Raw genomic sequence first — 24719 nt, forward strand, 5'->3', positions numbered from 1 at the left:
GACATTTTGGGGTTGTATGGTTAAGTGACTAAGCGTACACGGTGGATGCCTTGGCAGTCAGAGGCGATGAAGGACGTACTAACCTGCGAAAAGCTATGGGGAGCCGGTAAGAGGCGCTGAACCGTAGATATCCGAATGGGGAAACCCAGTGAGTTTACTCACTATCCTTAACTGAATACATAGGTTAAGGAGGCAAACCGGGAGAACTGAAACATCTAAGTACCCCGAGGAAAAGAAATCAACCGAGATTCCGTTAGTAGCGGCGAGCGAACGCGGACTAGCCCTTAAGCTAGATTGGTGTTAGTGGAATCATCTGGAAAGCTGAGCGATACAGGGTGATAGCCCCGTACACGACAACACCTTTATAGTGAAAACGAGTAGGACGGGACACGTGGTATCCTGTTTGAAGATGGGGGGACCATCCTCCAAGGCTAAATACTCCTGACTGACCGATAGTGAACCAGTACCGTGAGGGAAAGGCGAAAAGAACCTCTGTAAGAGGAGTGAAATAGAACCTGAAACCGTGTACGTACAAGCAGTGGGAGCCCACTTTGTTGGGTGACTGCGTACCTTTTGTATAATGGGTCAGCGACTTACATTCTGTAGCGAGGTTAACCGAATAGGGGAGCCGTAGGGAAACCGAGTCTTAACTGGGCGAACTAGTTGCAGGGTGTAGACCCGAAACCGGGCGATCTAGCCATGAGCAGGTTGAAGATTGGGTAACACTAATTGGAGGACCGAACCCACTACTGTTGAAAAAGTAGGGGATGACTTGTGGCTTGGAGTGAAAGGCTAATCAAGCTCGGAGATATCTGGTTCTCCTCGAAAGCTATTTAGGTAGCGCCTCGAGCGAATACCACCGGGGGTAGAGCACTGTTTGGGCTAGGGGGTCATCCCGACTTACCAACCCCATGCAAACTCCGAATACCGGTGAGTACTACTCGGGAGACACACGGCGGGTGCTAACGTCCGTCGTGAAAAGGGAAACAACCCAGACCGCCAGCTAAGGTCCCAAAGTGATGATTAAGTGGAAAACGATGTGGGAAGGCATAGACAGCTAGGAGGTTGGCTTAGAAGCAGCCACCCTTTAAAGAAAGCGTAATAGCTCACTAGTCGAGTCGGCCTGCGCGGAAGATGTAACGGGGCTAAAATCATCCACCGAAGCTGCGGATTCATGCATTGCATGAGTGGTAGAGGAGCGTTCTGTAAGCCTGCGAAGGTGTGCCGGGAGGCATGCTGGAGGTATCAGAAGTGCGAATGCTGACATGAGTAACGATAAGGGGAGTGAAAAACTTCCCCGCCGAAAGACCAAGGGTTCCTATCCCATGCTAATCAGGGTAGGGTGAGTCGGCCCCTAAGGCGAGGCTGAAAGGCGTAGTCGATGGGAAACGGGTTAATATTCCCGTACCGGCCAATACTGCGATGGGGGGACGGAGAAAGCTAGGCAAGCGCGGCGTTGGTAGTCCGCGTGAAAGTGCGTAGGTTGGAGAGGTAGGTAAATCCGCTTCTCTAAGACTGAGACACGAGACGAGTCACTACGGTGACGAAGTTGCTGACGCTCTGCTTCCAGGAAAAGCCTCTAAGCTTCAGGTATTGGTGACCGTACCCTAAACCGACACAGGTGGTCAGGTAGAGCATACCAAGGCGCTTGAGAGAACTCGGCTGAAGGAACTAGGCAAAATAGTACCGTAACTTCGGGAGAAGGTACGCTCTTGTGTGTGAAGGCCTTGCGCTGTAAGCATATGAGAGTCGCAGTGACCAGCTGGCTGCAACTGTTTATTAAAAACACAGCACTCTGCAAACACGTAAGTGGACGTATAGGGTGTGACACCTGCCCGGTGCCGGAAGGTTAATTGATGGGGTTAGCGCAAGCGAAGCTCTTGATCGAAGCCCCGGTAAACGGCGGCCGTAACTATAACGGTCCTAAGGTAGCGAAATTCCTTGTCGGGTAAGTTCCGACCTGCACGAATGGTGTAATGATGGCCAGGCTGTCTCCAGCCGAGACTCAGTGAAATTGAAATTGCGGTGAAGATGCCGTATACCCGCGGCTAGACGGAAAGACCCCGTGAACCTTTACTATAGCTTGGCACTGAACATTGACCCTACATGTGTAGGATAGGTGGGAGGCTTTGAAGCTGGGACGCTAGTCCTGGTGGAGCCGTCCTTGAAATACCACCCTTGTATGTTTGATGTTCTAACGTAGGTCCCTGAACCGGGATTGCGGACAGTGTCTGGTGGGTAGTTTGACTGGGGCGGTCTCCTCCTAAAGCGTAACGGAGGAGCACGAAGGTTGGCTAAGTACGGTCGGACATCGTACGGTTAGTGTAATGGTAGAAGCCAGCTTAACTGCGAGACAGACACGTCGAGCAGGTACGAAAGTAGGTCATAGTGATCCGGTGGTTCTGTATGGAAGGGCCATCGCTCAACGGATAAAAGGTACTCCGGGGATAACAGGCTGATACCGCCCAAGAGTTCATATCGACGGCGGTGTTTGGCACCTCGATGTCGGCTCATCACATCCTGGGGCTGAAGTCGGTCCCAAGGGTATGGCTGTTCGCCATTTAAAGTGGTACGCGAGCTGGGTTTAGAACGTCGTGAGACAGTTCGGTCCCTATCTGCCGTGGGCGTTGGATAATTGAGTGGAGTTGCTCCTAGTACGAGAGGACCGGAGTGAACGAACCGCTGGTGTTCGGGTTGTCATGCCAATGGCACTGCCCGGTAGCTATGTTCGGAACGGATAACCGCTGAAAGCATCTAAGCGGGAAGCCGGCCACAAGATGAGTTATCCCTTACCCCCTGAGGGTACTAAAGGGTCGTTGGAGACCACAACGTTGATAGGTGAGGTGTGGAAGCGCTGCGAGGCGTTGAGCTAACTCATACTAATTGCCCGAGAGGCTTAACCATACAACGCCCAAGATGTTTTAAAGAAAGAATACAGTGTGCATACAATCAGCTTGCTAAGTTAAAGAACAGACAAACCAGTTATTGCCTGGTGGCAATAGCGCTGTGGAACCACCTGACTCCATTCCGAACTCAGAAGTGAAACGCAGCTGCGACGATGGTAGTGTGGCATTCGCCATGCGAGAGTAGTACACCGCCAGGCACCTCATAAAGCCAAAGAGCCCACTCAGTCGAGTGGGCTTTTTGCTTTATCCGCTACGCGGGGGTACTGCTCTCCCATGCCAGCCACAGCGGTGGCATTGCGAAACACATCCCTGTGTTTCGCCCTTCGGGCCTGCCTGCGGCAGTCCAAAACTGCTCCCGGCAGTTTTGTCGCCATGCTATATCGGAGTATTTATGAAGGGCGATACCATGCGCAGAGTAGTACAGTGAAGCCGGAAATTCGACAAGCCAACAGTTTGGCTTGGCGCCGGCTGAACGCCCCGCGCTCTGCGAGGGCATGAAGGGACCTATTGCGATCAGGTTAACAACAACCGGTACTGCGCTTCAGTGAGTAAGCGCCGGTAGTAAAGTCCGTGCAAACCCTGCAAGCCGCCGGTATGGAAAAAGGCAATACGCTTTACGCCGCTTAAAGAACCCGTTTGCAGCAGTTGGCTTAATAGCTGTAGTGCCTTACCGGTATAGATAGGTTCAGTAGTAAGCTGATAGTGTAGTTTTAGCTGACAACAGAACGCTACTAACTCAGCGTTAACCTTGCCATAGGCCGAATTTGCCTCGGCCAGTTGCCAATTCTGATAAGACGATGTCGGCGGTAAACACTGCTTAATACGATCTGCTAAAGATGTGTCTTTGACCACTGGCAAACCCAAGCAGCGTACTTCGGGGTAGCGCTGGATTAAACCTGCCAGGGTGCCGCCACTGGCGGTAGCACAGCACAACAGATCGGCATCGCCGTCGGGGGTTTGTAATAGCGGTAACTGCGCCACACCTTCCGCCCCGGCAAGGTCACTGCCACCTTCTGGCAGAATCAAATAGTCCGGATAGGTTATTTTTAGCCGGGCAAGGAACTCTGGTTGTTGCTGTTGTCTATAGCTTATCCGGTCGAGGGCAATCAGCTGCATGCCGAGTTCCCGACAGCGCCTTAAAGTTGGATTATGCGTGTCGAGTTGCTCGGTTCTGACCAGTCCTATAGTAGGAAAGTGGTAGTGCTGGCCGGCAGCTGCCAGGGCGACGAGGTGGTTGGAGAAGGCGCCACCGAAGCTGAGCAGGCCTTGTCCGGGTTTGCGTTGTTGTAATGCTGAGTGTAGTTTCAGCCATTTATTACCAGCAACCTCAACAACGGGAGCCTGTAAGGTGCAGATCCACAGCTGGGGGGCATCCTGATCCATTGCAATGGGCAGGCGCTGCCAGTGATAAGTCGCTGTTGGTAAGGACGCCATGGAAAATCGCTCAGATGAAAACCCGGCATTATTATAACGATCTGTAACAGCTGTGCGTGAAAAAAGCGGAACACTGGCGACCTGTGCGGTGCCAATTGTCACTTTATGACTGATGCGGTTTTTATTTGGTAAAAAACTGACAAAAAGCTATTTTCTTGGCGGAGACTTACTTAGAATAGCCATAATTTCGTATAAAATTTTTCCTACTGCAAGCGCCCAGGTCGTTGCAGCGGGATGTCGTTAAAAGGATCCACCTTCCCCATGTTTAATAAATTGCGCGGTATATTTTCCAACGATCTGTCCATTGACCTTGGTACTGCTAATACACTGATTTACGTTAAAGATCAGGGTATCGTACTGAACGAACCTTCTGTTGTTGCGATCCGTCAGGAAAGAGCGGGTGGTCCAAAAAGTGTCGCTGCCGTTGGCCATGCTGCTAAGCGGATGCTGGGGCGTACTCCTGGCAATATCAAAGCGATCCGGCCGATGAAAGACGGTGTTATCGCTGACTTCTACGTTACCGAAAAAATGTTACAACATTTTATCCGTCAGGCGCACAGCAACAGTTTCCTACGGCCAAGCCCGCGGGTACTAGTCTGTGTACCTTGTGGCTCCACTCAGGTTGAACGCCGGGCCATTCGTGAATCAGCCCAGGGGGCTGGTGCCCGTGAGGTGTATCTGATTGATGAACCAATGGCTGCCGCTATCGGTGTCGGCTTGCCAGTGTCGGAAGCAACAGGCTCTATGGTGGTGGATATCGGTGGTGGTACTACTGAGGTTGCCATTATCTCGTTAAACGGTGTGGTGTATTCATCTTCAGTGCGGATTGGTGGCGATAAGTTTGATGATGCTATTGTTAACTATATCCGTCGCAACTACGGCATCTTGATCGGTGAAGCCACTGCTGAGCGCATTAAAACAGAAATTGGCTCTGCCTACCCAAGTGATGATGTGTTGGAGATTGAAGTTCGTGGCCGTAACCTGGCGGAAGGGGTGCCACGCAGCTTTACGATGACCAGCAACGAGATCCTGGAAGCGTTGCAAGAACCGCTGGCGGGTATCGTCAGTGCAGTTATGGTGGCGCTGGAGCAATCACCGCCTGAGCTGGCATCAGATATTTCTGAGCGTGGTATGGTATTAACCGGTGGTGGTGCACTGCTACGTGATTTAGACCGCTTGTTAATGGAAGAAACTGGCATTCCGGTGGTGGTTGCTGATGATCCTTTAACCTGTGTGGCTCGCGGTGGTGGTAAGGCACTGGAAATGATCGACATGCACGGTGGTGATGTGTTCAGCTACGAGTAAAGAGGTTTCTCACTTTCTGAGACTTACATGAATGACTTTTTTGCACGCGGCCCGGCACTCGGGCTGCGTTTAGTTTTAGCGGTAGCCTGCAGTATCGGGCTGATGTTTGTTGACCGTTACACGGATAGTGCCACCCAAGTTCGCAGTTATCTGACCTCAGCGGTCAGCCCACTTTTTTACGCCGCCAGTTTACCGGAAAGTGTGATCACCAGTGCCTCAGAGCAACTGATGTCACAGCAACAATTACTGCAGGAAAATGCCGCATTAAAAGCGCGGTTGTTGCAACTGGACGCTCAGCTGCAGTTATTGAATTTTCTGCAGCTGGAAAATAATAAGCTACGGGCGTTACTTGGTTCGGCGCCAGTGGTGGAAGGCCAGCGTTTGATTGCTGAGGTGCTGGCCGTTTACAGTCATCCGTTTTCGCACCAGGTGGTACTGAATAAGGGCAGTAATGACGGTGTTGCCGTCCACTATCCGCTGATTGATGATAAAGGCGTAGTCGGGCAGATTATCAGCGTTACCCCAACCAGCAGCCGCGCCATCCTGATTTCGGATAACACTCATGCTATCTCGCTACGAGCAGAGCGCACCGGGATCCGCACTATTGCTGAGGGTATCGGGCAGTGGGATCAGCTGCGGTTGATTCATTTACCGCTAAGTACCGATATCCGCGAAGGTGATCGTTTACTAACCTCGGGCCTGGATGGCCGTTTCCCGGAAGGTTATCCGGTTGCCGAAGTGGTCAGTGTTAGTCGTGATGATAGTCAACCATTTATCAGTGTGCAGGCGCGGCCTTACGCCAAGTTGGATCGGATTAAGCACGTGTTGATTCTGACTCCGGGATCTCAGGTTGAGGCAGTGCGACAAGCGGAGGAGCAACCCTGATGCGTCCGGCACAAGGTTTAGGATATATCTATTTGAGTTTACTGGCTGCGCTGTTGCTGACCATTATTCCGCTGCCTTATCAAATGACCTTATTCCGCCCGGATTGGGCGTTATTAGTGATCATCTATTGGACCCTGGCGTTACCCCGGAAGGTAAGTATTGGTACAGCCTTTGTGGTCGGTTTTTTAACAGACATTCTGGTCGGCACCGTACTCGGCGTTAATGCGCTGGCGTTTTCGGTTGTCAGCTTTATCGTCGCGGCCAATTACCTGAAAATCCGTAACTTTTCAATGCTACAGCAAGCACTGTTGGTCGCGATGTTTCTGGCGCTATATCAATTACTGTTATTCTGGTTAAGTCATTTCCTGACCGGGGTAAATTTCCGGCCCGGTTATCTGTGGCCTGTGCTTACCGGTATGTTGGCTTGGCCCTGGTTATTCTGGCTGTTACGTCGCTACCGTCGTCAACTGAAGATCCAATAATGTATCCCGATATTGCTCTTGCCTCTGCTTCACCCAGACGCCGCGAATTGTTGGCGCAACTGCCTGTCAACTTCACTCTGGTCAGTGCTGAGATTGACGAATCAGTGTTAGCCGGCGAAGAGCCAGCGAGCTACGTCAGCCGGCTGGCATTGCAAAAGGCCCAGGCGGGTGCCAATAAACTGAACTGGCAGTTACCGGTATTGGGTGCTGATACCAGCGTGATCTTAGATAAGCAAATTCTGGGTAAGCCTGAATCTAAAGCCCACTTTATGCAGATGCTGCGGCAACTGAGTGGCCGTAGCCATCAGGTACTTACCGCTGTGGCCATTGTCAGTGCCGGGCAACAATTACAGGCACTGAGTAGTACCGAAGTCTGGTTAAGGCCGCTCAGCGATACTGAGCTGGACGCTTACTGGCAGAGCGGTGAACCGGCAGATAAAGCCGGTGGTTATGGTATTCAGGGACTGGCCGCGCGCTTTGTCGAGAAAATCCATGGCAGTTACACCGGCGTAGTCGGATTGCCACTTTGTGAAACCGAGCGCCTGATACAACAATTGCGGAGGTCAGCATGAGTGCAGAGTTATTAATTAACGTTACCCCAACTGAAACACGGGTTGCGTTAATTGAGAACGGGGTACTGCAGGAGCTGCATATCGAGCGGCAAGCCCGGCGTGGCTTAGTAGGCAATATTTATGTCGGTAAAGTCAGCCGGGTATTACCTGGAATGCAGGCTGCCTTTGTCGATATTGGGCTGGATAAAGCGGCCTTCCTGCATGCCTCCGATATTGTACAGCACAATGAAGTGGGCGAACTGGATGCCAAGCCGGCGGTCAGTAAGGATATCCGGGTACTGGTGCGGGAAGGACAGTATTTGCTGGTACAGGTGGTGAAGGATCCGCTGGGGACCAAGGGCGCACGCCTAACCACCGACATTACCTTGCCGTCACGTCATCTGGTATTTATGCCCGACAGTGCCCATGTCGGCGTATCACAGCGACTGGAGTCTGAGTCGGAACGGCAGCGCCTGAAAGAGATCGTTGGCAAGTGTGTTGATGACAGCGGCGGCTTTATCGTGCGTACGGCTGCGGAAGGGGCCGCTGAAGACGAACTGATCCAGGATGCCAAATTCCTGAAAAAGCTCTGGAGCAAAGTATTAAAGCGCAAGAAAAACACCCGCAAAGAAGGCGTTGTTTATGAAGACCTTAGCCTGAGCTATCGTATTCTGCGCGACTTCGTTGGTACTGAGCTGGAGCGGGTACGGGTTGATTCAAAACTTACCTTTCAGCAATTGACGGCCTTTTGCGAAGAGTTTATGCCGCAAATTATCCCGCTGCTGGAATATTATCCCGGAGAGCGGCCGATTTTTGATTTGTTTGATGTCGAAAATGAAATTCAGCGCGCACTGGAGCGTAAGGTGCCGCTGAAAAGTGGTGGCTATCTGATGATTGATCAGACTGAGGCAATGACCACCATCGACGTTAATACCGGAGCCTTTGTCGGCCACCGTAATCTGGACGAGACTATCTTCAATACCAATACCGAGGCTACTCAGGCCATCGCGCGGCAACTAAGGCTGCGCAACCTCGGCGGTATTATTATTATCGATTTTATCGATATGCAGAACGAGGAACATAAGCGCCGGGTATTTCACAGCCTGGAGCTGGCACTCGCCAGGGACAGAGCGAAAACCAATATTCATGGTTTCTCTGCATTGGGGCTGGTGGAAATGACTCGCAAAAGAACCCGCGAAAGTCTGGAACATATCCTCTGTTCTGAGTGTCCAGTATGTAAGGGCCGTGGTTCGTTAAAAACCGTAGAAACCGTCTGTTTTGAAATTCTACGCGAAATTGTACGGGTTAACCGGGCCTACTCAGCAGATAAATTTGTGGTCTATGTGTCGCCGATTGTCAGAGATGCGCTGACTACCGACGAGTTTCACAGTCTGGCAGAGTTACAGGTATTTATTGGTAAACAAATTAGTATTCAAACTGAACCTATGTACACCCAGGAGCAGTTCGACGTGGTAATGATGTAGTGCAAATTAAACCGCTGTGCTTTTACTGTTTGCATAAGCTGTGGGTGGTACTGGCGCTCTGCCTGGTATTACTGGCAACAGTGGTATCGGTGTTGCGTCTGGCACTACCCTATGCCGACAGCTACAAACAACAGTTCGAACAGGTACTCAGCCAGCAACTGGGTGCTAAGGTTTCGATCGGCCAGCTGTCGGCCGGTTGGCAAAGGACAGGCCCCGCGCTGTTGTTGCAAAATCTTAGTATCCAGGCTTCGGAGGCTCGCCCGCTCAGTATCAAGCAAACTTCGATACAGCTCGATTTTTGGCAGACGTTACTCAGTCGTACCCTAAAAGCTGAGAGTTTTGAACTAAAAGGTGCTCGCTATGAGCTGGATGCTGATAAGCTGTTTGCGTTACCTAATGCCGGCTCCGGGCCTGACCTGACATTGCCGGCGTTGGAGCAGCTATTTTTCAGGCAGCTCAAGGCATTCTCATTATCTGACAGCGAATTGGTGCTGGTAAGTAGTGAACATCCCGCGCAGATCCTGCAAATCCGGCATCTGGACTGGCGTAATGCTGGTGATCGGCATCAGGGCCGCGGTGAACTCGCGATAGTAGGGGTCACGTCGAATACCATCAACTTTATCCTCGACTTCCAGGGGGCAGATCTGCAGCAGGCGCAAGGCCAGCTTTACCTCGAAAGCGCTGATCTGGATGTGCTGCCCTGGTTTGCTCAATATATTCCGCATAGTAGCCGCCTACAAAAAGCGACTGTTAACTTTAGGGCCTGGGCTGATATCAGTGCTGGCCAGTTTAGCCGACTGCAACTGGAATTAGCAGATAACAGTCTGCATTGGCAGAGAGCCGGTCAGCAACATAGTGTCAGGCTGGGACCCGGGCAGTTGCTCTGGACACCCGTCGATGGTGGCTGGCAATTGTTATCAACGGCACTGACTCTGGCAGATCTGGATGACAGCTGGCCTGGCTTACAACTGCAGCTAAGCCGTGATGGTGCGGACTATCTGGCTACGCTGCAAGATTTTCCGTTAGCGGCACTGGAACCTCTTGCCCAGTTATTGGCAGAGGACCATCAGCTATTACAGGCCATCCTGGCGCATCAGCCAACGGGCTACTTGCGTAAATTGCAAAGCCGCTTTAACCGCGAACAATGGCAACTGACAGGCCTGATTGAACAGCTGAGTAGCCGCGCTGTGGCCGATATTCCCGGGGTGCAGGCGTTAGATGTCCGGCTGGCAGCGACCGCAGAACAAATCTGGATCGGGATTAGCGGTGAGCAACAGCAATTGAGCTGGGACGGTTTGTTTAATGACAATTGGGACTACGACCAATTACAGCTGCAATTGCTGGCCCGGCAGACCACCTCAGGCTGGCGCATACAGGTCCCTATGCTGCAGCTGCAGATGGCAGATTTCCAATTTGCTGCCCAGGCCAGCTTGCTGCTGGCCGAGCAACCAGAGCTGTCACTGCTGGCACAATTAACGGGTCTGGATGCGGCTAAGGCTCAGCAATACTATCCGCAGCGCTATATGCCGGCGCGCACCCGCGATTATCTAAGCAGTGCTATTGAGGCTGGGCAGGTGCAGCAGGCCACAGTGCTCTGGCACGGCGCCTTTGCCGACTATCCGTTTAGTGCCGCTGATGGTCATTTCCAGGTTTATGCCGGTATTAGCGACAGTACCCTCCGTTTTGCGGCCGACTGGCCGGCGCTAACCGAACTGCAGGCTGAACTCTGGTTCGATAATGCCGCTATGCTAATCGAGGGCCAGCAAGGTTATCTCGGCTTATTACCGCTTACCGACCCGGTAACGGCGCATATCCCGGATCTACGGCATGCTGAACAACTCGATATCCGGCTTGATACGGAACTGGATAGCAGCGCTTTAACCGAATTAATGCTGGAGTCGTCGTTGCATGACAGCCTTGGTAAGACCCTGCAGCATTTAGGGTTAGCCGGCCCGGTGCGTGGTGAACTCTTGTTGGAAATCAGCCTGACGGAACCAAGCGTGGTGGCCAGTGGCGTCGCCGAGTTACAAGCGGTGCAGGCGAATATACAAGCGCCTGCCATGCAGTTAAATGCGCTCAATGGCCGGGTACATTTTCGTAATGAACAGTTACGGGGAGAAGGGCTGACATTTGATTATCTGGGCCTACCGGTGCAGGCCAGTTTTAACGGAGCTATGGCAGCCGATGGCTATCAGCTGGCGATGAACTGGCAAGGTCAGGCGCCGGCGGCAAGCTTAAATACCCTGTTAGCATTAGAGCAAAGCGAACTGTTGCGTGGGGCTGCCGATTGGCAGTTGCAACTGGCCTTGGTATTGCCTGAGCAGGGATTCAGTTATCAGGCCTCACTGGAGGCCGATCTTGGTCTGATGGCCTTAGCCTTGCCGGTACCCTATCAGAAGCCATTGGGGCAGGCTGGTAAACTCTATCTACTGGCCAATGGTAATGCTGAACAAAGTTATCTGGCGCTCAATTACCCGCAGTTATTGGATTTTCAGGCGCAACTTAGCCATCAGACCGGTCGCTTCGAACGGGCGCAGCTTGTCTTAGGGGATAGTACAGCCAATTTAAGTCAGCCGGACTTTAGTATTGAAGTCAAACTGGCACAGGCAGAATTGGTGCCCTGGTTTGAATTGTTGCAACCTATGCTAAGCAGCCGCAGCGAGTCCTCGCTACTGCCGCCATTGCAGCGGGTGCGGGGGCGGATTGAAACAGTGCAATTACCACAGCAACTGGCGCTGACTAATACAGTATTTGAGTTAACCAACGACAGCAAAGGTTGGCAGTTGCAGTTAAATGGGGCTGAACTGGCCAGCCGCTGGCAATTTTCTCATGCCTGGCAGACAGACGGCATCCAGGTACAGCTCGACTACCTGCATTTACCTTTAGCGGATAAAGCTGCGACAACACAGGAAACTGCGGTGGCTATGGCCGAGCCCGAAGCCGAGCTGGCTGCCCAGTCCTGGTTGACGGAGATGGTCCCGCTGCGGCTAAGTTGTAATGACTGCTCGGTCGGGCCTTATCGTTTTGGTAAGGTGGCGCTTCAGGCCGCTGGTACTGGCCAAAACTGGCAGTTAACCGAATTGATCTCAGATTATAAAGGCAATCGCTTTGTGTTACAGGGCGACTGGCAACCCGATGCGGACCTGGGACGCAGTCAGTTTAGCGGTAATTTCAGCAGCCCGAATCTTGGCGCCTTACTCACCGAGTATGAGCTGACTACTGCCATCAGCGGCAGCCGCAGTGAGCTGGAGTTTCAGCTTGGCTGGCAGGGCGCACCACAGCAGTTCCGGTTAAAAAGTTTACAGGGACAGGTGAAATTTGCCCTCGGCGAAGGTTCGCTGACCGAGGTCAGTGATCAGGGGGCCCGCTTATTCTCAATTTTCAGCTTAAACTCGCTACTGCGCAAACTGCGGCTGGATTTTCGCGATGTGTTTGCCAAAGGGTTTTTCTACAACCGGATGACCGGCAACCTGAGTCTGGATCAGGGGGTGGCACAGACCAGCGATTTTCTGATCGATGGTGTGCCGGGCAATATGCAGCTGCAGGGCTACGCCGATCTGGTGAAGCGGCAGATAGATTATCAGGTGTCGTTCTCGCCGAAAGTCACCTCCAGTTTGCCGGTGATTATTGCCTGGATGGTCAATCCGGCCACCGGACTAGCGGCACTGGCACTGGATGAAGTGTTTCAGTCGGCCGAAGTGATCTCCCGTATTAACTTTACCGTGACCGGTAGCTTTGACAAGCCGGTGGTGACCGAAGTCAACCGCCATAGTACGGAAGTTCCGGTACCGGTGCGGATTGCCCAACCTGAGAATCGTCAAGATGATAGCCGCCAGCCCTTACTCTGAGCCTAACGACAGCCGCTGGCGCTTATCCGCGCTGCAGTTAAACAGCCAGCCCGATCCTGCCAGCAATTTTGCTCAGGTTGCCGCGTTACTCGCGACCTTGCCTAAAGCGCAACAACATCTGGTGGTACTGCCTGAGTGCTTTGCGGTATTTGGTGGGGGCGAACAGCTGCAGCGGCAGTTTCAGGCCCCTCTGGGTGAAGGGCTTTTGCAACAGCAAGCTGCAGCACTGGCCAAGGCGCATCAACTGTATCTGCTGGCCGGTAGCATGCCTACCGCTAGTCCGGATCCGCAGCGCTTTTATGCCAGTAGCCTGTTATTCGGGCCGGATGGCCGCTTACTGGCCGACTATCAGAAATTACATCTGTTTGATGTGGCGGTTGCCGACAGTACCGGCAGTTATCGCGAATCCGCCGGCACCATGCCGGGGAATAAAGTCACCTTAAGCCAGCAGGGCAGCCTGAAACTCGGCATGACGATATGCTATGATGTGCGCTTTGCCGGTCTGGCGCAGCAACTGGCGGCGCTGGGAATGAATGTGCTGGCGGTACCCTCGGCCTTTACCCGGCCGACCGGCGCTGCACACTGGCATACCTTGCTGCGGGCCAGAGCCATTGAGAACCAATGTTTTGTCATTGCTCCCGGTCAAACCGGCGTGCATGCCAATGGCCGGGAAACCTATGGCCATAGCCTGATTATCGACCCCTGGGGTCAGGTGTTGGCCGATGCCGGCAGCGATGTCGGTGCGATCAGTGTTGAGGTCGATTTAACCGACTGTCAGCAACTGGCGCAGAAAATGCCGGTAAAACTTCATAACCGTTTTAACAGTGAGCTGAAACCATGAATGCAGTAGAACAAAACCTGATCCAAGCCTCTGAGCTAAGCGCCCGCGATCTGGAGCAGACGCTGGGCTTTTTGTTTGCGCATCAGCTCGACTATGCCGATTTATATTTTCAGTCCAGCGTGCATGAATCCTGGGTGCTGGAAGATGGCCTGGTTAAAGACGGCTCCTTTAATATTGAGCGTGGCGTTGGGGTACGGGCGATCAGCGGTGAAAAAACCGGTTTTGCCTACGCCGATAGCATTAACCGCGATGCCCTGATGCAGGCCGCCGGCGCAGCCCGTGGCATAGCGGCACAGGGCCAGCAGGGCAGTGTAAAAGCCTTTAGTAAAAGTGGTAACAGCAAGATCTATCTGCCGTGTGAGCCATTACAAAGTCTGAGCAATACGGAAAAGGTTGCGCTGTTGCATCAGATTGAAGCCTATATCCGCAGCCTGGACAGCCGGGCAGAGCAAGTAATGGTCAGCTTAACCGGCGTGTACGAAGAAGTGCTGGTAGCGGCCAGTGATGGCACCTTCGCTACCGATATCCGCCCTTTGGTACGCTTAAATTGTTCAGTGTTACTGGTACAAGACGGCCGGCGTGAGCGCGGTAGTGCCGGTGGCGGCGCCCGCACCGATTATCAGTACTTCAGTGCCGATGTTGATGGTCAGCCACGCTGGCAGCACTATGCGCGTGATGCGGTGCGGATGGCGCAAGTGAATCTGACCGCTATCGACGCGCCGGCCGGTACCATGCCGGTGGTGCTGGGAGCCGGTTGGCCAGGCGTATTACTGCATGAAGCTGTCGGACACGGGTTGGAAGGCGACTTTAACCGCAAAGGCTCATCTACCTTTAGTGGTCGGATCGGTCAGCAGGTGGCGTCGAAACACTGTACTATCGTCGACGATGGCACCCTGAGTGGCCGTCGCGGCTCCTTGAATATTGATGATGAGGGCACCCCCAGCGCCTACAACGTGTTGATCGAAAAAGGGGTACTCAAAGGTTACATTCAGGATAAGCATAATGCGATGCTGATGGGGGTAGCCCCTACCGGTAATGGCCGCCGTGAGTCCTTTGCGCATCTGCCGATGCCGCGGATGACCAATACCTATATGCTGGCCGGTGACTATGCGCCGGAAGAGATTATTGCCAGTGTTAAAAAAGGCATCTATGCGCCGAACTTTGGTGGCGGCCAGGTCGATATTACCTCCGGTAAGTTTGTGTTCTCGGCTTCTGAAGCCTATCTGATTGAAGACGGCAAGATCACGGCGCCGATCAAAGGGGCTACCTTAATTGGCAATGGCCCTGAGGCAATGCAGCAGGTGTCGATGGTCGGTAATGATATGAAACTCGACAGCGGTGTTGGCGTCTGTGGCAAGCAAGGCCAGAGCGTGCCGGTAGGCGTGGGGCAGCCTACCCTGAAGCTGGATGCCATGACGGTGGGTGGGACCCAGTAACGTCGCTAAGTTAACTTACAATAAGATCAAGGGCTGGTGCGCAACCGGCCTGTTACTCTACAGCAGGAAATCAAAATGGCAGCATTCGGAACCGTGTTTACCGCTGAAATGATGTTAGCGGAATATAGTAATAATCAGTGGAGTGAGCCGGCACTGGTGCCGGTAAACAGTATCAGCCTGCACCCCGGTGCCCATGTGCTGCATTATGCCAGTACCTGTTTTGAAGGCTTGAAAGCCTTTCGCCATAGCGATGGCAGCATCCATATTTTCCGGATGGACAAAAACGTCGCCCGCTTGCAGCAAAGCAGTGAACTGCTGGCGCTGCCAAAGGTTGATGCTGCTATGCTGCGGCAGATGATCCTGGATATTGTTAAACGCTATGCCGCTGACGTACCTAATCCACCTGGCTCTATGTATATCCGGCCAACCCATATCGGTACCGAAGCCTCTATTGGCAAGGCAGCGGCGCCCAGCCTGAGTTCGCTGCTGTATGTACTGTTATCGCCGGTTGGCGACTACTTTGCCGGTGGCGCTAAGCCACTGCGCTTATTGCTGGAAGACAATGCCCGTTGCGCGCCCCATATGGGGATGGTGAAGAGTGGCGGTAACTACGCCAGTGCGCTGCAGCCGATTATGAAGGCGCGCGCTGCAGTACAGGCCGATCAGGTGCTGTTCTGCCCGAATGGCGACGTGCAGGAAACCGGTGCGGCCAACTTCCTGCTGATCGATGGCAACGAAATTATTACCAAGGCGCTGGATGCCAGTTTCCTGCACGGCGTCACCCGCGATTCGATCCTGACGCTGGCGCGTGATCGGGGTATGAAGGTCTCTGAGCGCGAACTGACGGTCGATGAGCTGTTAGAGCGTGCCGTGAAGCCGGGCGCCGAAGCGGCATTATCCGGCACGGCGGCAGTATTAACGCCGGTCGGCACCTTAATTCATAATGGCCAGGAGTATGCCGTGGGTGGTGGCGTGGCCGGTACCACCACCGCCAGTTTACGTCAGGCTCTGAACGATATTCAGTGGGGCAAGGCTGCCGATACGCACGGCTGGTTAACCAAAGTCTGCTAAAAATGCGTTCAAGCAATAAGGCCGCGATTGCGGCCTTATTGCTTCTGTACCCTCAGAAAATCAGGCTAGTCCTGAATAATCAGTGGTTTAATCAGTTGAAACAACTCGCGATAGGACTTAGGCGGCTGCTGCTTTTCCTGCTCTTTTTTGCTATTGCGGATTAGCTGGCGCAGCTGCTGTACGTCAACATCCGGATATTCGGCAATAAAGTCGGTTACAGCATCGGCTTCGGCCAGCAGACGATCGCGCCAGGTTTCGACCTTATGAAACTGCCGCGTTGCTGCCTGGTTGGTGTTGCGGATAATCGCCAGTGCCTGTTCAATCGGCTCCAGTTCATCTTCACGCTCACGCATCAGACGGCCAATAAACTGCATATGCCGGCGTAAGGCTTCGCGTTTATTCGCCAGCTTATCGGCCAACTCCAGTGCGTCTTTTAATTCTTCATCCAGCGGGAGCTTGGCGCGGGCCGCCGGGCTTAATGCCACCAGCTCAGCGCCTAAGGCCTGCAGCGCGTGCATCTCGCGCTTAACCTGGCTTTTACTGATATGCTCCGGTTGTTCCAGCCATTTGCTGTCACCGTATTTAAATTCTGTATCTGTCATGCTGTGGCTTCTATATCACTTGTCTACAACTAGTATATCACTAAAGCAGCAGACATGGGCAGCAGCCCTCAGCGGACTATGGTAAGCTAGGCAGATAACGTGAGAAGGTTCGAATAAGATGCAGCAAACCGCTATTCAGCAAGAAATCGCCGAAGTAAAAGAAGCCGTTAGCCAGGTGCTGGCGCATGCGAAAAAACTGGGTGCCAGCAGTGCTGAAGCCTCAATGAGCCGCACCCGGGGCCTGAGTGTCGAAACCCGCCATGGTGAGGTGGAGACCGTTGAATTTAATCAGGACGGTGGCCTGGGCATCAGTTTATATTTCGGGCAGCGTAAAGGCTCGGCCTCTACTGCGGATCTAAGCCCGCAGGCATTAAAACGCACTGTAGAAGCGGCGGCTGATATTGCCCGCTATACCTCTGAAGATCCGCATGCCGGCGTGGCAGAAGCCAGCTGGCTGGAATTTAACCCGCCGGAACTGGATCTATATTACCCGGATAGCATCAGCACCGAACAGGCCATAGTGCTGTGTGCAGCGGCAGAAGAAGCGGCCTTTGCCGAAGATAGCCGGATCACTAACTCAGAAGGCGCCTCGTTTTCAACCCATCAGGGCCTGAAGGTGTATGGTAACAGTCATGGCCAGCTGGTGGGCTATCCCAGCTCCCGCCACAGCTTTAGTTGTGTGGTAATTGGCGAAGCCGGCGACGATATGCAGCGCGACTACAGCTATACCGTGGCCCGTCGTTATGCCGATTTGCTGGACCCACGTCAGGTGGGCCGTGAAGCAGCACGGGAAACCGTCGCCAGGCTGCAACCGCGGAAAGTCCCAACCCAGAAAGTACCGGTATTGTTCCGCGCCGATATAGCCAGCTCGTTGTTTGGTCACCTGGTATCGGCGATCAGTGGCGGCAGTATTTACCGCAAGTCCAGTTTTTTACTGGACAAAGTGGGCCAGCAAATTATGGCGCCGGGTCTGACGATTCTGGAAAAACCACATTTAAACCAGGCGCTGGCCTCAAGCCCCTTTGACAGCGAGGGGGTAAAAACCCGCGATCTGGCGGTAATTGAGCAGGGCGTATTGACCACCTATCTGACCACCAGTTATTCGGCGCGCAAACTGGGCATGGCCAGTACCGGCCATGCCGGTGGTATTCACAACTGGCTGGTGCAACATGGTAACGAGGATCTGTTGGCCCTGTGCCGGCAAATGGGTAAAGGCCTGCTGGTAACCGAGCTGATGGGGCAGGGCGTGAATACCGTGACCGGAGATTACTCGCGGGGTGCCAGTGGCTTCTGGGTTGAACATGGTGAAATCCAGTTCCCGGTGGCCGAAGTGACCATTGCCGGTAACCTGAAGGATATTTTTATGAATATCGTGGCGGTAGGTAACGACGTGGATCGCCGTGGTGGCGTGCACACCGGCTCAGTGCTGGTCAGTCAGATGCAGCTGGCCGGAGATTAACGGCTAAGCTTAAAGCCAATAAAAAAAGCCTCGCATGAGGCTTTTTTTATTGCTGTTAAACCGCAGCACAGTGCTGCGGTTCAGGCAGAGTATTAATCAATCTTGGTTTTCAGGCCGCGACGGATTAACAGCGCATCAGTAGTAGGTTCCTGACCACGGAAGGCTTTGTAAGACTCCATAGTTGGCCGTGAGTTACCCACCGCCAGAATGTTCTTGCGGTAGTGATCACCGTTCTCACGGGTCAGACCGCCATTTTTCTGCACATGGGCAAAGGCGTCAGCGGCCAGGATCTCACTCCACATATAGGCATAGTAACCGGCTGAGTAGCCGCCACCCATAGAGTGTGAGAAGAAGTTAGTTTTATAGCGCGGTGGTACTGCGTTCAGATCCACACCATGCTTTTTCAGCGAGGCCGCTTCAAAGGCTTTTGGATCCTGCAGCGGGGCATCGGCGCTCAGCGTATGCCAGTCCATATCCAGCAGGGCCGCAGAGATATATTCCAGTGTATCGAAACCCTGGTTAAAGCTGCGTGACCGCATAACTTTATCCAGCAGATCGGCCGGAATGGCTTCGCCAGTCTGGTAGTGCTTGGCATAGTTAGCCAGAATTTCCGGATGTTGCGCCCAATCTTCTTCGAAGGTTGACGGGAATTCAACGAAATCGCGTGATACGGCGGTCATTGCCAGCGTTGGGTACTTCACGTTAGAGAAGATACCATGCACACCATGGCCCAGTTCGTGGAAAATGGTGGTAGTGTGGTCATAGCTGATCAGTGTGGGTTCACCAGCTGGTGCTTTCGGGATATTCATCACGTTGACCACAACCGGCTTCTGACCTGTCAGGTGTGATTGACCAACGAAAGAACTCATCCAGGCACCGCCACGTTTGCCTTCGCGGGCAAAGTAGTCAGCATAGAACAGGGCAATACTGGTGCCGTCAGCGTCAAACACCTCATACACTTCCACATCCGGGTGATAAACCGGCAGATCCGGACGTGGCTCAAAGCGCACACCGTAGAAACGGTTCAGGTAGTAGAAAGCACCATCTTTTAATACGCGGTTAAATTCGAAGTATTTTTTCACTTCGTTTTCGTCCAGATCATATTTCGCCTGACGCACAAACTCGGCGTAGTATTCCCAGTCCCACGGCTGCACTTCAAAATCACCGCCTTTTTCGCGGATCATCGCCTGAATCGCGGCTTGCTCTTGCTGGGTATTGGCGACCACAGCCGGTACCATAGAACCTAACATGTCATAAACCGCTTGCGGGGTTTGTGCCATATTTGTTTCCAGGGTGTAAGCTGCCCAGTTGTCATAACCTAACAACTTGGCGCGCTCAGCACGCAGCTGGGCTAAGCGGGCAACGATAGCCGTGTTGTCATTTTCACCTGACTGGGCGCGGTTTGCTGACGCTTCCCATACGCGCTGGCGCAGTTCGCGGTTATTCAGCGAGGTTAAAATTGGCTGGCGCGTGGTATTGGTGATGTTCAGTAAAAACTTACCGTCATGCCCGCGCTCTTTGGCTGCATTGGCCGCAGCAGTAATTTGTGCCTGTGATAAACCATCCAGCTCTTCAACAGTATCGACGATCACGGCGATGTTGCGGGTTTCCGCCAGCAGGTTCTGGCCAAACTTGTTGGTCAGGGTAGAGTGTTCTTCGTTCAGGGCGCGAATAGCGGTTTTTTGCTCTTCGCTCAGCTTGGCACCAGAACGCACGAAACGCTCGTAGTACACTTCAACCAGACGTTTGGATTCAGCATCCAGGCCCAGATCGTTACGGGCGTTATACACGCTTTCGATACGGGCGAATAACGCTGGGTTCAGGTTGATATTATCTGAGTGAGCCGCCATACGCGGCGCCAGCTCGCTTTGAATTTTGCGGCGCTCTTCGTTGCTGTCGGTACCAGTCAGGTTATAGAACACCCGTGATACGCGGGTTAATAGCTCACCGCTTTTTTCCATCGCCACAAAAGTATTTTCAAAGGTGGCGGCTTCCGGGTTATTGGCAATGGCTTCAATTTCAGCCATATGCTGCTTCATACCTTCTTCAAAGGCTGGCAGGAAGTGCTCATCTTTAATTTCAGCGAAATTTGGTGCTTCAAAAGGTAAGGTGCTTTTTTTGAAGAAAGGGTTAGACACTGTTACCTCGGCAACGGCTGGCGCGGCAGCCTGATTAGCTTGTTGAGTGGGGGCTGTATTGTCAGAGCAGGCGCTGAGCGACAGCACTGCACCAATGGCAGTAGCAAGCAGGGTTTTACGCATTTCTTATCTCCGTGGATAGTTCGGCTAGTTATTGTTTTCGGTACCGCAGGGCGGCGGGTTACAATGCTGCAGTATGCCGTAAAAACCGCGGCTGGCACGGCAGTTTGCAACCAAGTGCCAACAAATTAAGACAAAAGCCCCGGCAGTGCAAATTTTTAGCCCGAAAATGCCGGTTTTAGCTGTTTGCCAGCGGCAAACGGATAAAAAAGCGGCTGCCGTTGGCCAGGCGTTGATAGCCAATGTCGCCATGCATTTTGTCGATCAGCTGCTTGCTAATTGCCAGCCCTAAGCCGGTGCCGCTCTGGGCACGGCTACTGGCACTGTCGGCCTGGGCAAAGCGCTGAAACAGCATCGGTTCAAAGGCTGCTGGCACCCCTTTGCCGATATCATCCACCTGCAGTTCCACCTGTTGTGTATGCGTTAGCAGTTGCAGGGTTATAGGTGTATCCGGCTCAGCGAATTTCAGGGCGTTGGAGAGCAGGTTTAGGCATACCTGGCGTACCCGGTTTTCATCGCCCAGCACCAGATAACTCTTGGCATCGGCTGTGAGTTCGAATTGCCGCTGCTGACTGCTTGCCAGCTGCTGGCTCAGTTGCTGCAGTAGCGGTAACAGGTCAAAGGGCAGTATTTTTAACGGCATATTACCGCTACTGAGTTTTTCAAAATCCAGCAAGTCGTTAACTAACTGATGCAATTGCCGGCAATTGTTTTGCGCAATCTCCAGCATTTTTTGCTGCTGCGTCGATAACGGGCCCAAAGCGCCACCTACCGCCAGGCTGAGGGCGCCATTAATTGAAGTCAGTGGCGTGCGTAGCTCATGACTGACAGTGGCAACAAAGTCATTCTGCAGCTGCTCGATGCGTTTGCGCTCGGTAATATCCCGCAGCACCAGCAGTTTATAATAGTGTGCTTGTGGCATCGGGGTATGAAACAACAGCAACTCGAAGCTTTGGCCATCGGCCCGCAAACCCTGGCATTCCAGTTGTTGCTGCTCCGGGTTTGCCTGCTGCATCTGTTGTTCAATTTGCTGTTCAACTTGCTGGGTATTGGCGAGTAAAAAGGTCCATTTCTGCCCCAGCAAGGCGTCGGCTGTGTAGCCAAAGATCCGGCTGCAGGCGCTATTAGCGGTTTGGATCCGGCCACTGCGATCGACAGTGATAATGCCATCCAGTACATTGTCATAAATGCTGCGTAGCCGCTGCTCGCTCTCGGTCAGCGCATCACGGCTGTGCCGTAAACGGTATACTGCGGCCAGCAAGCGGCTGAGCAGATACAAAATACAGAGCGCAGTGGTATATAAGCCAAGCCGCAGCAACGTCAGGCGACTACCGGTAACCGGGGCTTCTTTTACCGCCATTTGCCACTCAGCCCCGCGGATCGCCACATTTAACTGCAAACTACGTGGGTTAAACAGTTGCTGCTCGCCAAAGAAAGCTGGTGTTACTTCGCCTTCTGTCGTCAGGCCGCGTAGCGCAACCTCTATGCCTAACTCTTTGGCACTGTTGGTCAAAAGCTGCCAAACTGGTGCCAAATCAATCACTGTGCTGATAATGCCCCAGTAGCTACCATCTTCCAGATACAGTGGATAGCGATAGATAAAGCCACGGCCACCCTGTACCAGATCCAAAGGGCCGCTCAATAGCGCCCGGCGGCTACTAATCATACTGGCGATCGCCGGCCATTGCAGCGGTAAGTCGGGGTAATACAGATTAATGGCCTGCTCATTGCCGGCCAGCGGATAGACATGCTGAATGCGGTTGCCGGGAGCGATACCGATATTGCGGATATAAGAAGATTGCCTAACCAGACCCGCCAGCAGGATATCTAACTCCTGTGCTTCTAACTGTCCGGACTTGGCCGTGAGGTAACTGGCTAAACTGGCCGTTAGGTACAACGGGATATTCAGTTCTTTTTCCAGCCGGGTTCGCACCTGATCCGCTGCCGCCAATTGTTGTTGTTGACTCAGGGCACTGAGCCGCGCCTGTTCATTACGCAGTAACAGCTCGACACCGGCAATCATGGCCAGTGCCAGTAGCATCAACAGCAAGCGTTGCCAGGTATTCAGAGGGGGCAGTGGGGTTTTCATAAGCCGGCATGTCCTGACCGCAGTAGCAAAGTACAGATTATAGGCAGTTGCACCCATATTGAAATGCCAGGGCGTCTGTTCGCCTAAAAAAGCAACACAGATACAATAGACTTACGCCGCAAGGCTGTCTATAATGCGCGCTCTGGATGCACCCGTAGCTCAGCTGGATAGAGCGCTGCCCTCCGGAGGCAGAGGTCAGAGGTTCGAATCCTCTCGGGTGCGCCAATCAAATCAACCACTTACGCGAAAGCTAAGTGGTTTTTTTGTGCCCCGTGACAAATCCGTGACGTAATCGTGACAAACGCTATTAATCATCCCCAGAAAATTATGCTTTTTTGACCTCTGCCTTAAAACTGACACAAGTCATCATTTTCAATAAAAGACTTTTTTCTGACTCAATGAATATGACTGTAAAATCAGCTGACAGTCTAAAACTCATCCAAATCAAGCAGTGTAAAAAAGTTTATTTCAGGTAATATTGCTTACAGTATTTCACTTGATACGAGATCGCTGCTTTGAACACTTTGTTAACCTGGCTTGGTACTAAAGACATCGACAATATGGAGTTGGACCAGCATGCGGCTATTTCAGCTATTGCGGCGAAGTCTGATTTTCAGTTCGATAAAATCGTGATCTTATCGAATCACCGTGAAGAGGTGTGGGGGCGTTTCGAGCAGTTTATTAAAAAGAAGCTGGCTCATGCTCGTCGGCAAGAAGCAGATGTTGTGGTAAAGCGGGCGCATATTGACAGCCCAATTGACTATCACTCAATTGCCAAAGAAACCGAGAAGTGGATTGGAAAACTATCTGAAGAAGCGGAAACGCTGTTAGTTAACCTAACTTCCGGCACACCAGCTATGACAACCTTGTCTGTGCTAATTGGTAAGGGTAAACCCAATGTTCGCTTTATGCAGGTTACACCTAAGAATGAACCGCTAAACGTTGATATACCGTTAGACTTCAGCCTGGAGTATACAAAATCCGCAGCACGGCATATCGCCTCAAAAGCCACTTCTGCACCCAAGCTTGATGCGGCATTTTCTGCAATAACCTGCGTCTCAGATAACATGCAAGCGGTTGTTAGCAGAGCAAAGCGGTTAGCCGCCTCTGAAGTTCCGGCCCTTATTTTAGGTGAAACAGGTACCGGTAAGGAGGAGATGGCCAAAGCCATTCATAAAGCTAGCTTCAGAGCCAGCAAACCCCTTAAAACCGTTAACTGTGGCGCACTTGCACCAACATTGGTTGAATCCATTTTATTTGGTCACAGAAAAGGTGCCTTTACCGGCGCCAACCAGGACTATCCCGGGTTATTTGAACAAGCTGATGGCGGTACTTTATTTCTCGACGAGATTGGTGAACTAAGCCCTGATATTCAGGTGAAGCTGCTACGGGCATTGCAGCAAGGCGAAATAACACCACTAGGTGATACTGAAACCAAAACTGTTGATGTAAGAGTGGTTGCCGCAACTCATAAGAATCTGCAACAGATGGTGGCTGATGGCACTTTCAGGGAAGATTTGTTTTATCGCCTCGCTGTTGGCATTATAACGCTGCCGTCTCTAAAACAGAGAATTGCAGATTTGCCGCTTATTGTGCAGCAACTCACGCAGCAAATTAATAACGCAGGTGTAAAACAACCTGGCTATATAAGTAAAAAAATTTCCGAAGAAGGAATTAATTTTATTTCTAAACAACCCTGGCCAGGTAACATCCGTGAGCTTTGGAGTACACTTAATCGCGCTTTTTTGTGGTCCGATAAAGCTGAAATTGGAGCAGCAGAGTTGGCAGATGTAATGTTGTCGGTGGCAAAAACCTCAGTCGATGAGCATGTTACATTGGCATATCATGATAAAGTCGATTTATATCAAATAACTGATAATATTCAAAAAAAGTATATCGAAGCGGCATTGAAAGCCAGCGGCAATGTGAAAAAGCATGCTACTCAAATGTTAGGATTAAAAGATCATCAAACGCTGACTAATTGGATGAACCGCTTAGGCATAGAAATCGAAAAATAGCAGTCAGCAACGAACTGGCACCAAATTTGCGATACAGGGATATTAGGAAT

At 52.3% G+C, this 24719-nt stretch carries 15 protein-coding genes, 1 tRNA gene and 2 rRNA genes; 14 read left to right on the forward strand and 4 right to left on the reverse strand.

Annotated elements, in window-relative coordinates; translation table 11 throughout:
* Positions 1-18 precede the first annotated feature (18 nt).
* Together AJE_RS10395 and rrf are read left to right on the forward strand one after the other, a co-directional pair.
* Positions 19-2904, forward strand: a 23S ribosomal RNA gene (locus AJE_RS10395).
* 84 nt (positions 2905-2988) lie between these two features.
* Positions 2989-3103, forward strand: a 5S ribosomal RNA gene (gene rrf, locus AJE_RS10400).
* 316 nt (positions 3104-3419) lie between these two features.
* Here rrf and AJE_RS10405 read toward each other — a convergent pair.
* Positions 3420-4340, reverse strand: coding sequence for a 1-aminocyclopropane-1-carboxylate deaminase/D-cysteine desulfhydrase (locus AJE_RS10405; protein WP_008950804.1), 921 nt, complete (start codon positions 4338-4340; stop codon positions 3420-3422).
* A gap of 261 nt (positions 4341-4601) precedes the next feature.
* On the opposite strand from AJE_RS10405, the gene AJE_RS10410 reads away from it, so the two are divergent.
* The 9 genes from AJE_RS10410 (at position 4602) to AJE_RS10450 (ending at position 16243) form a co-directional block, all read left to right on the forward strand.
* The gene (locus AJE_RS10410; RefSeq protein ID WP_008950805.1) at positions 4602-5645 is read left to right on the forward strand and encodes a rod shape-determining protein; all 1044 of its coding nucleotides are present in this window, start codon (positions 4602-4604) and stop codon (positions 5643-5645) included.
* Between the two features lie 27 nt (positions 5646-5672).
* Positions 5673-6530, forward strand: a complete 858-nt coding sequence (gene mreC / locus AJE_RS10415; RefSeq protein WP_008950806.1) for a rod shape-determining protein MreC — start codon at positions 5673-5675, stop codon at positions 6528-6530.
* Positions 6530-7012 (forward strand): rod shape-determining protein MreD, encoded by a 483-nt coding sequence (gene mreD / locus AJE_RS10420; RefSeq protein WP_008950807.1) that lies wholly within the window; start codon positions 6530-6532, stop codon positions 7010-7012. Before mreC ends, mreD begins: the two co-directional genes overlap by 1 nt.
* Positions 7012-7584 carry a Maf family protein gene (locus AJE_RS10425; protein ID WP_008950808.1) on the forward strand — a complete coding sequence of 191 codons (573 nt, stop codon included), beginning with the start codon at positions 7012-7014 and terminating at the stop codon, positions 7582-7584. Before mreD ends, AJE_RS10425 begins: the two co-directional genes overlap by 1 nt.
* Positions 7581-9047, forward strand: coding sequence for a ribonuclease G (rng, locus tag AJE_RS10430; protein ID WP_008950809.1), 1467 nt, complete (start codon positions 7581-7583; stop codon positions 9045-9047). Before AJE_RS10425 ends, rng begins: the two co-directional genes overlap by 4 nt.
* Entirely contained in the window at positions 9047-12895 is a 3849-nt protein-coding gene (locus tag AJE_RS10435) for a YhdP family protein (protein ID WP_008950810.1), read from the forward strand. The genes rng and AJE_RS10435 overlap by 1 nt, the downstream gene beginning before the upstream one ends.
* Positions 12870-13736, forward strand: coding sequence for a carbon-nitrogen hydrolase family protein (locus AJE_RS10440; RefSeq protein ID WP_008950811.1), 867 nt, complete (start codon positions 12870-12872; stop codon positions 13734-13736). The genes AJE_RS10435 and AJE_RS10440 overlap by 26 nt, the downstream gene beginning before the upstream one ends.
* Positions 13733-15172, forward strand: coding sequence for a metalloprotease TldD (tldD, locus tag AJE_RS10445; RefSeq protein WP_008609555.1), 1440 nt, complete (start codon positions 13733-13735; stop codon positions 15170-15172). Before AJE_RS10440 ends, tldD begins: the two co-directional genes overlap by 4 nt.
* Before the next feature lie 69 nt (positions 15173-15241).
* Positions 15242-16243, forward strand: a complete 1002-nt coding sequence (locus AJE_RS10450; RefSeq protein WP_272941539.1) for a branched-chain amino acid aminotransferase — start codon at positions 15242-15244, stop codon at positions 16241-16243.
* Between the two features lie 65 nt (positions 16244-16308).
* Here AJE_RS10450 and yjgA read toward each other — a convergent pair whose 3' ends face one another.
* Complete coding sequence (gene yjgA / locus AJE_RS10455; protein ID WP_008609552.1) at positions 16309-16845, reverse strand: ribosome biogenesis factor YjgA; 537 nt, start codon at positions 16843-16845, stop codon at positions 16309-16311.
* Between the two features lie 118 nt (positions 16846-16963).
* Here yjgA and pmbA point away from each other — a divergent pair, with 118 nt between their 5' ends.
* Positions 16964-18304, forward strand: coding sequence for a metalloprotease PmbA (gene pmbA, locus AJE_RS10460; protein WP_008950813.1), 1341 nt, complete (start codon positions 16964-16966; stop codon positions 18302-18304).
* Positions 18305-18396: 92 nt separating this feature from the next.
* Here the strand turns inward: pmbA and AJE_RS10465 are convergent, their stop codons facing one another.
* Positions 18397-20565 carry a M3 family metallopeptidase gene (locus tag AJE_RS10465; protein ID WP_008950814.1) on the reverse strand — a complete coding sequence of 723 codons (2169 nt, stop codon included), beginning with the start codon at positions 20563-20565 and terminating at the stop codon, positions 18397-18399.
* 175 nt (positions 20566-20740) lie between these two features.
* Positions 20741-22651, reverse strand: coding sequence for an ATP-binding protein (locus AJE_RS10470; protein ID WP_008950815.1), 1911 nt, complete (start codon positions 22649-22651; stop codon positions 20741-20743).
* A 148-nt stretch (positions 22652-22799) separates the two neighbouring features.
* On the opposite strand from AJE_RS10470, the gene AJE_RS10475 reads away from it, so the two are divergent.
* Both AJE_RS10475 and AJE_RS10480 read left to right on the forward strand, forming a co-directional pair.
* A tRNA-Arg gene (locus AJE_RS10475) sits at positions 22800-22876 on the forward strand.
* Positions 22877-23211: 335 nt separating this feature from the next.
* Positions 23212-24669: a sigma-54 interaction domain-containing protein gene (locus AJE_RS10480; RefSeq protein WP_008950816.1), complete on the forward strand. Its 1458-nt coding sequence runs from the start codon at positions 23212-23214 to the stop codon at positions 24667-24669.
* The last annotated feature ends 50 nt before the right edge of the window (positions 24670-24719 follow it).

It is taken from the genome of Alishewanella jeotgali KCTC 22429 (genome assembly GCF_000245735.1).
GTDB lineage: Bacteria > Pseudomonadota > Gammaproteobacteria > Enterobacterales > Alteromonadaceae > Alishewanella > Alishewanella jeotgali.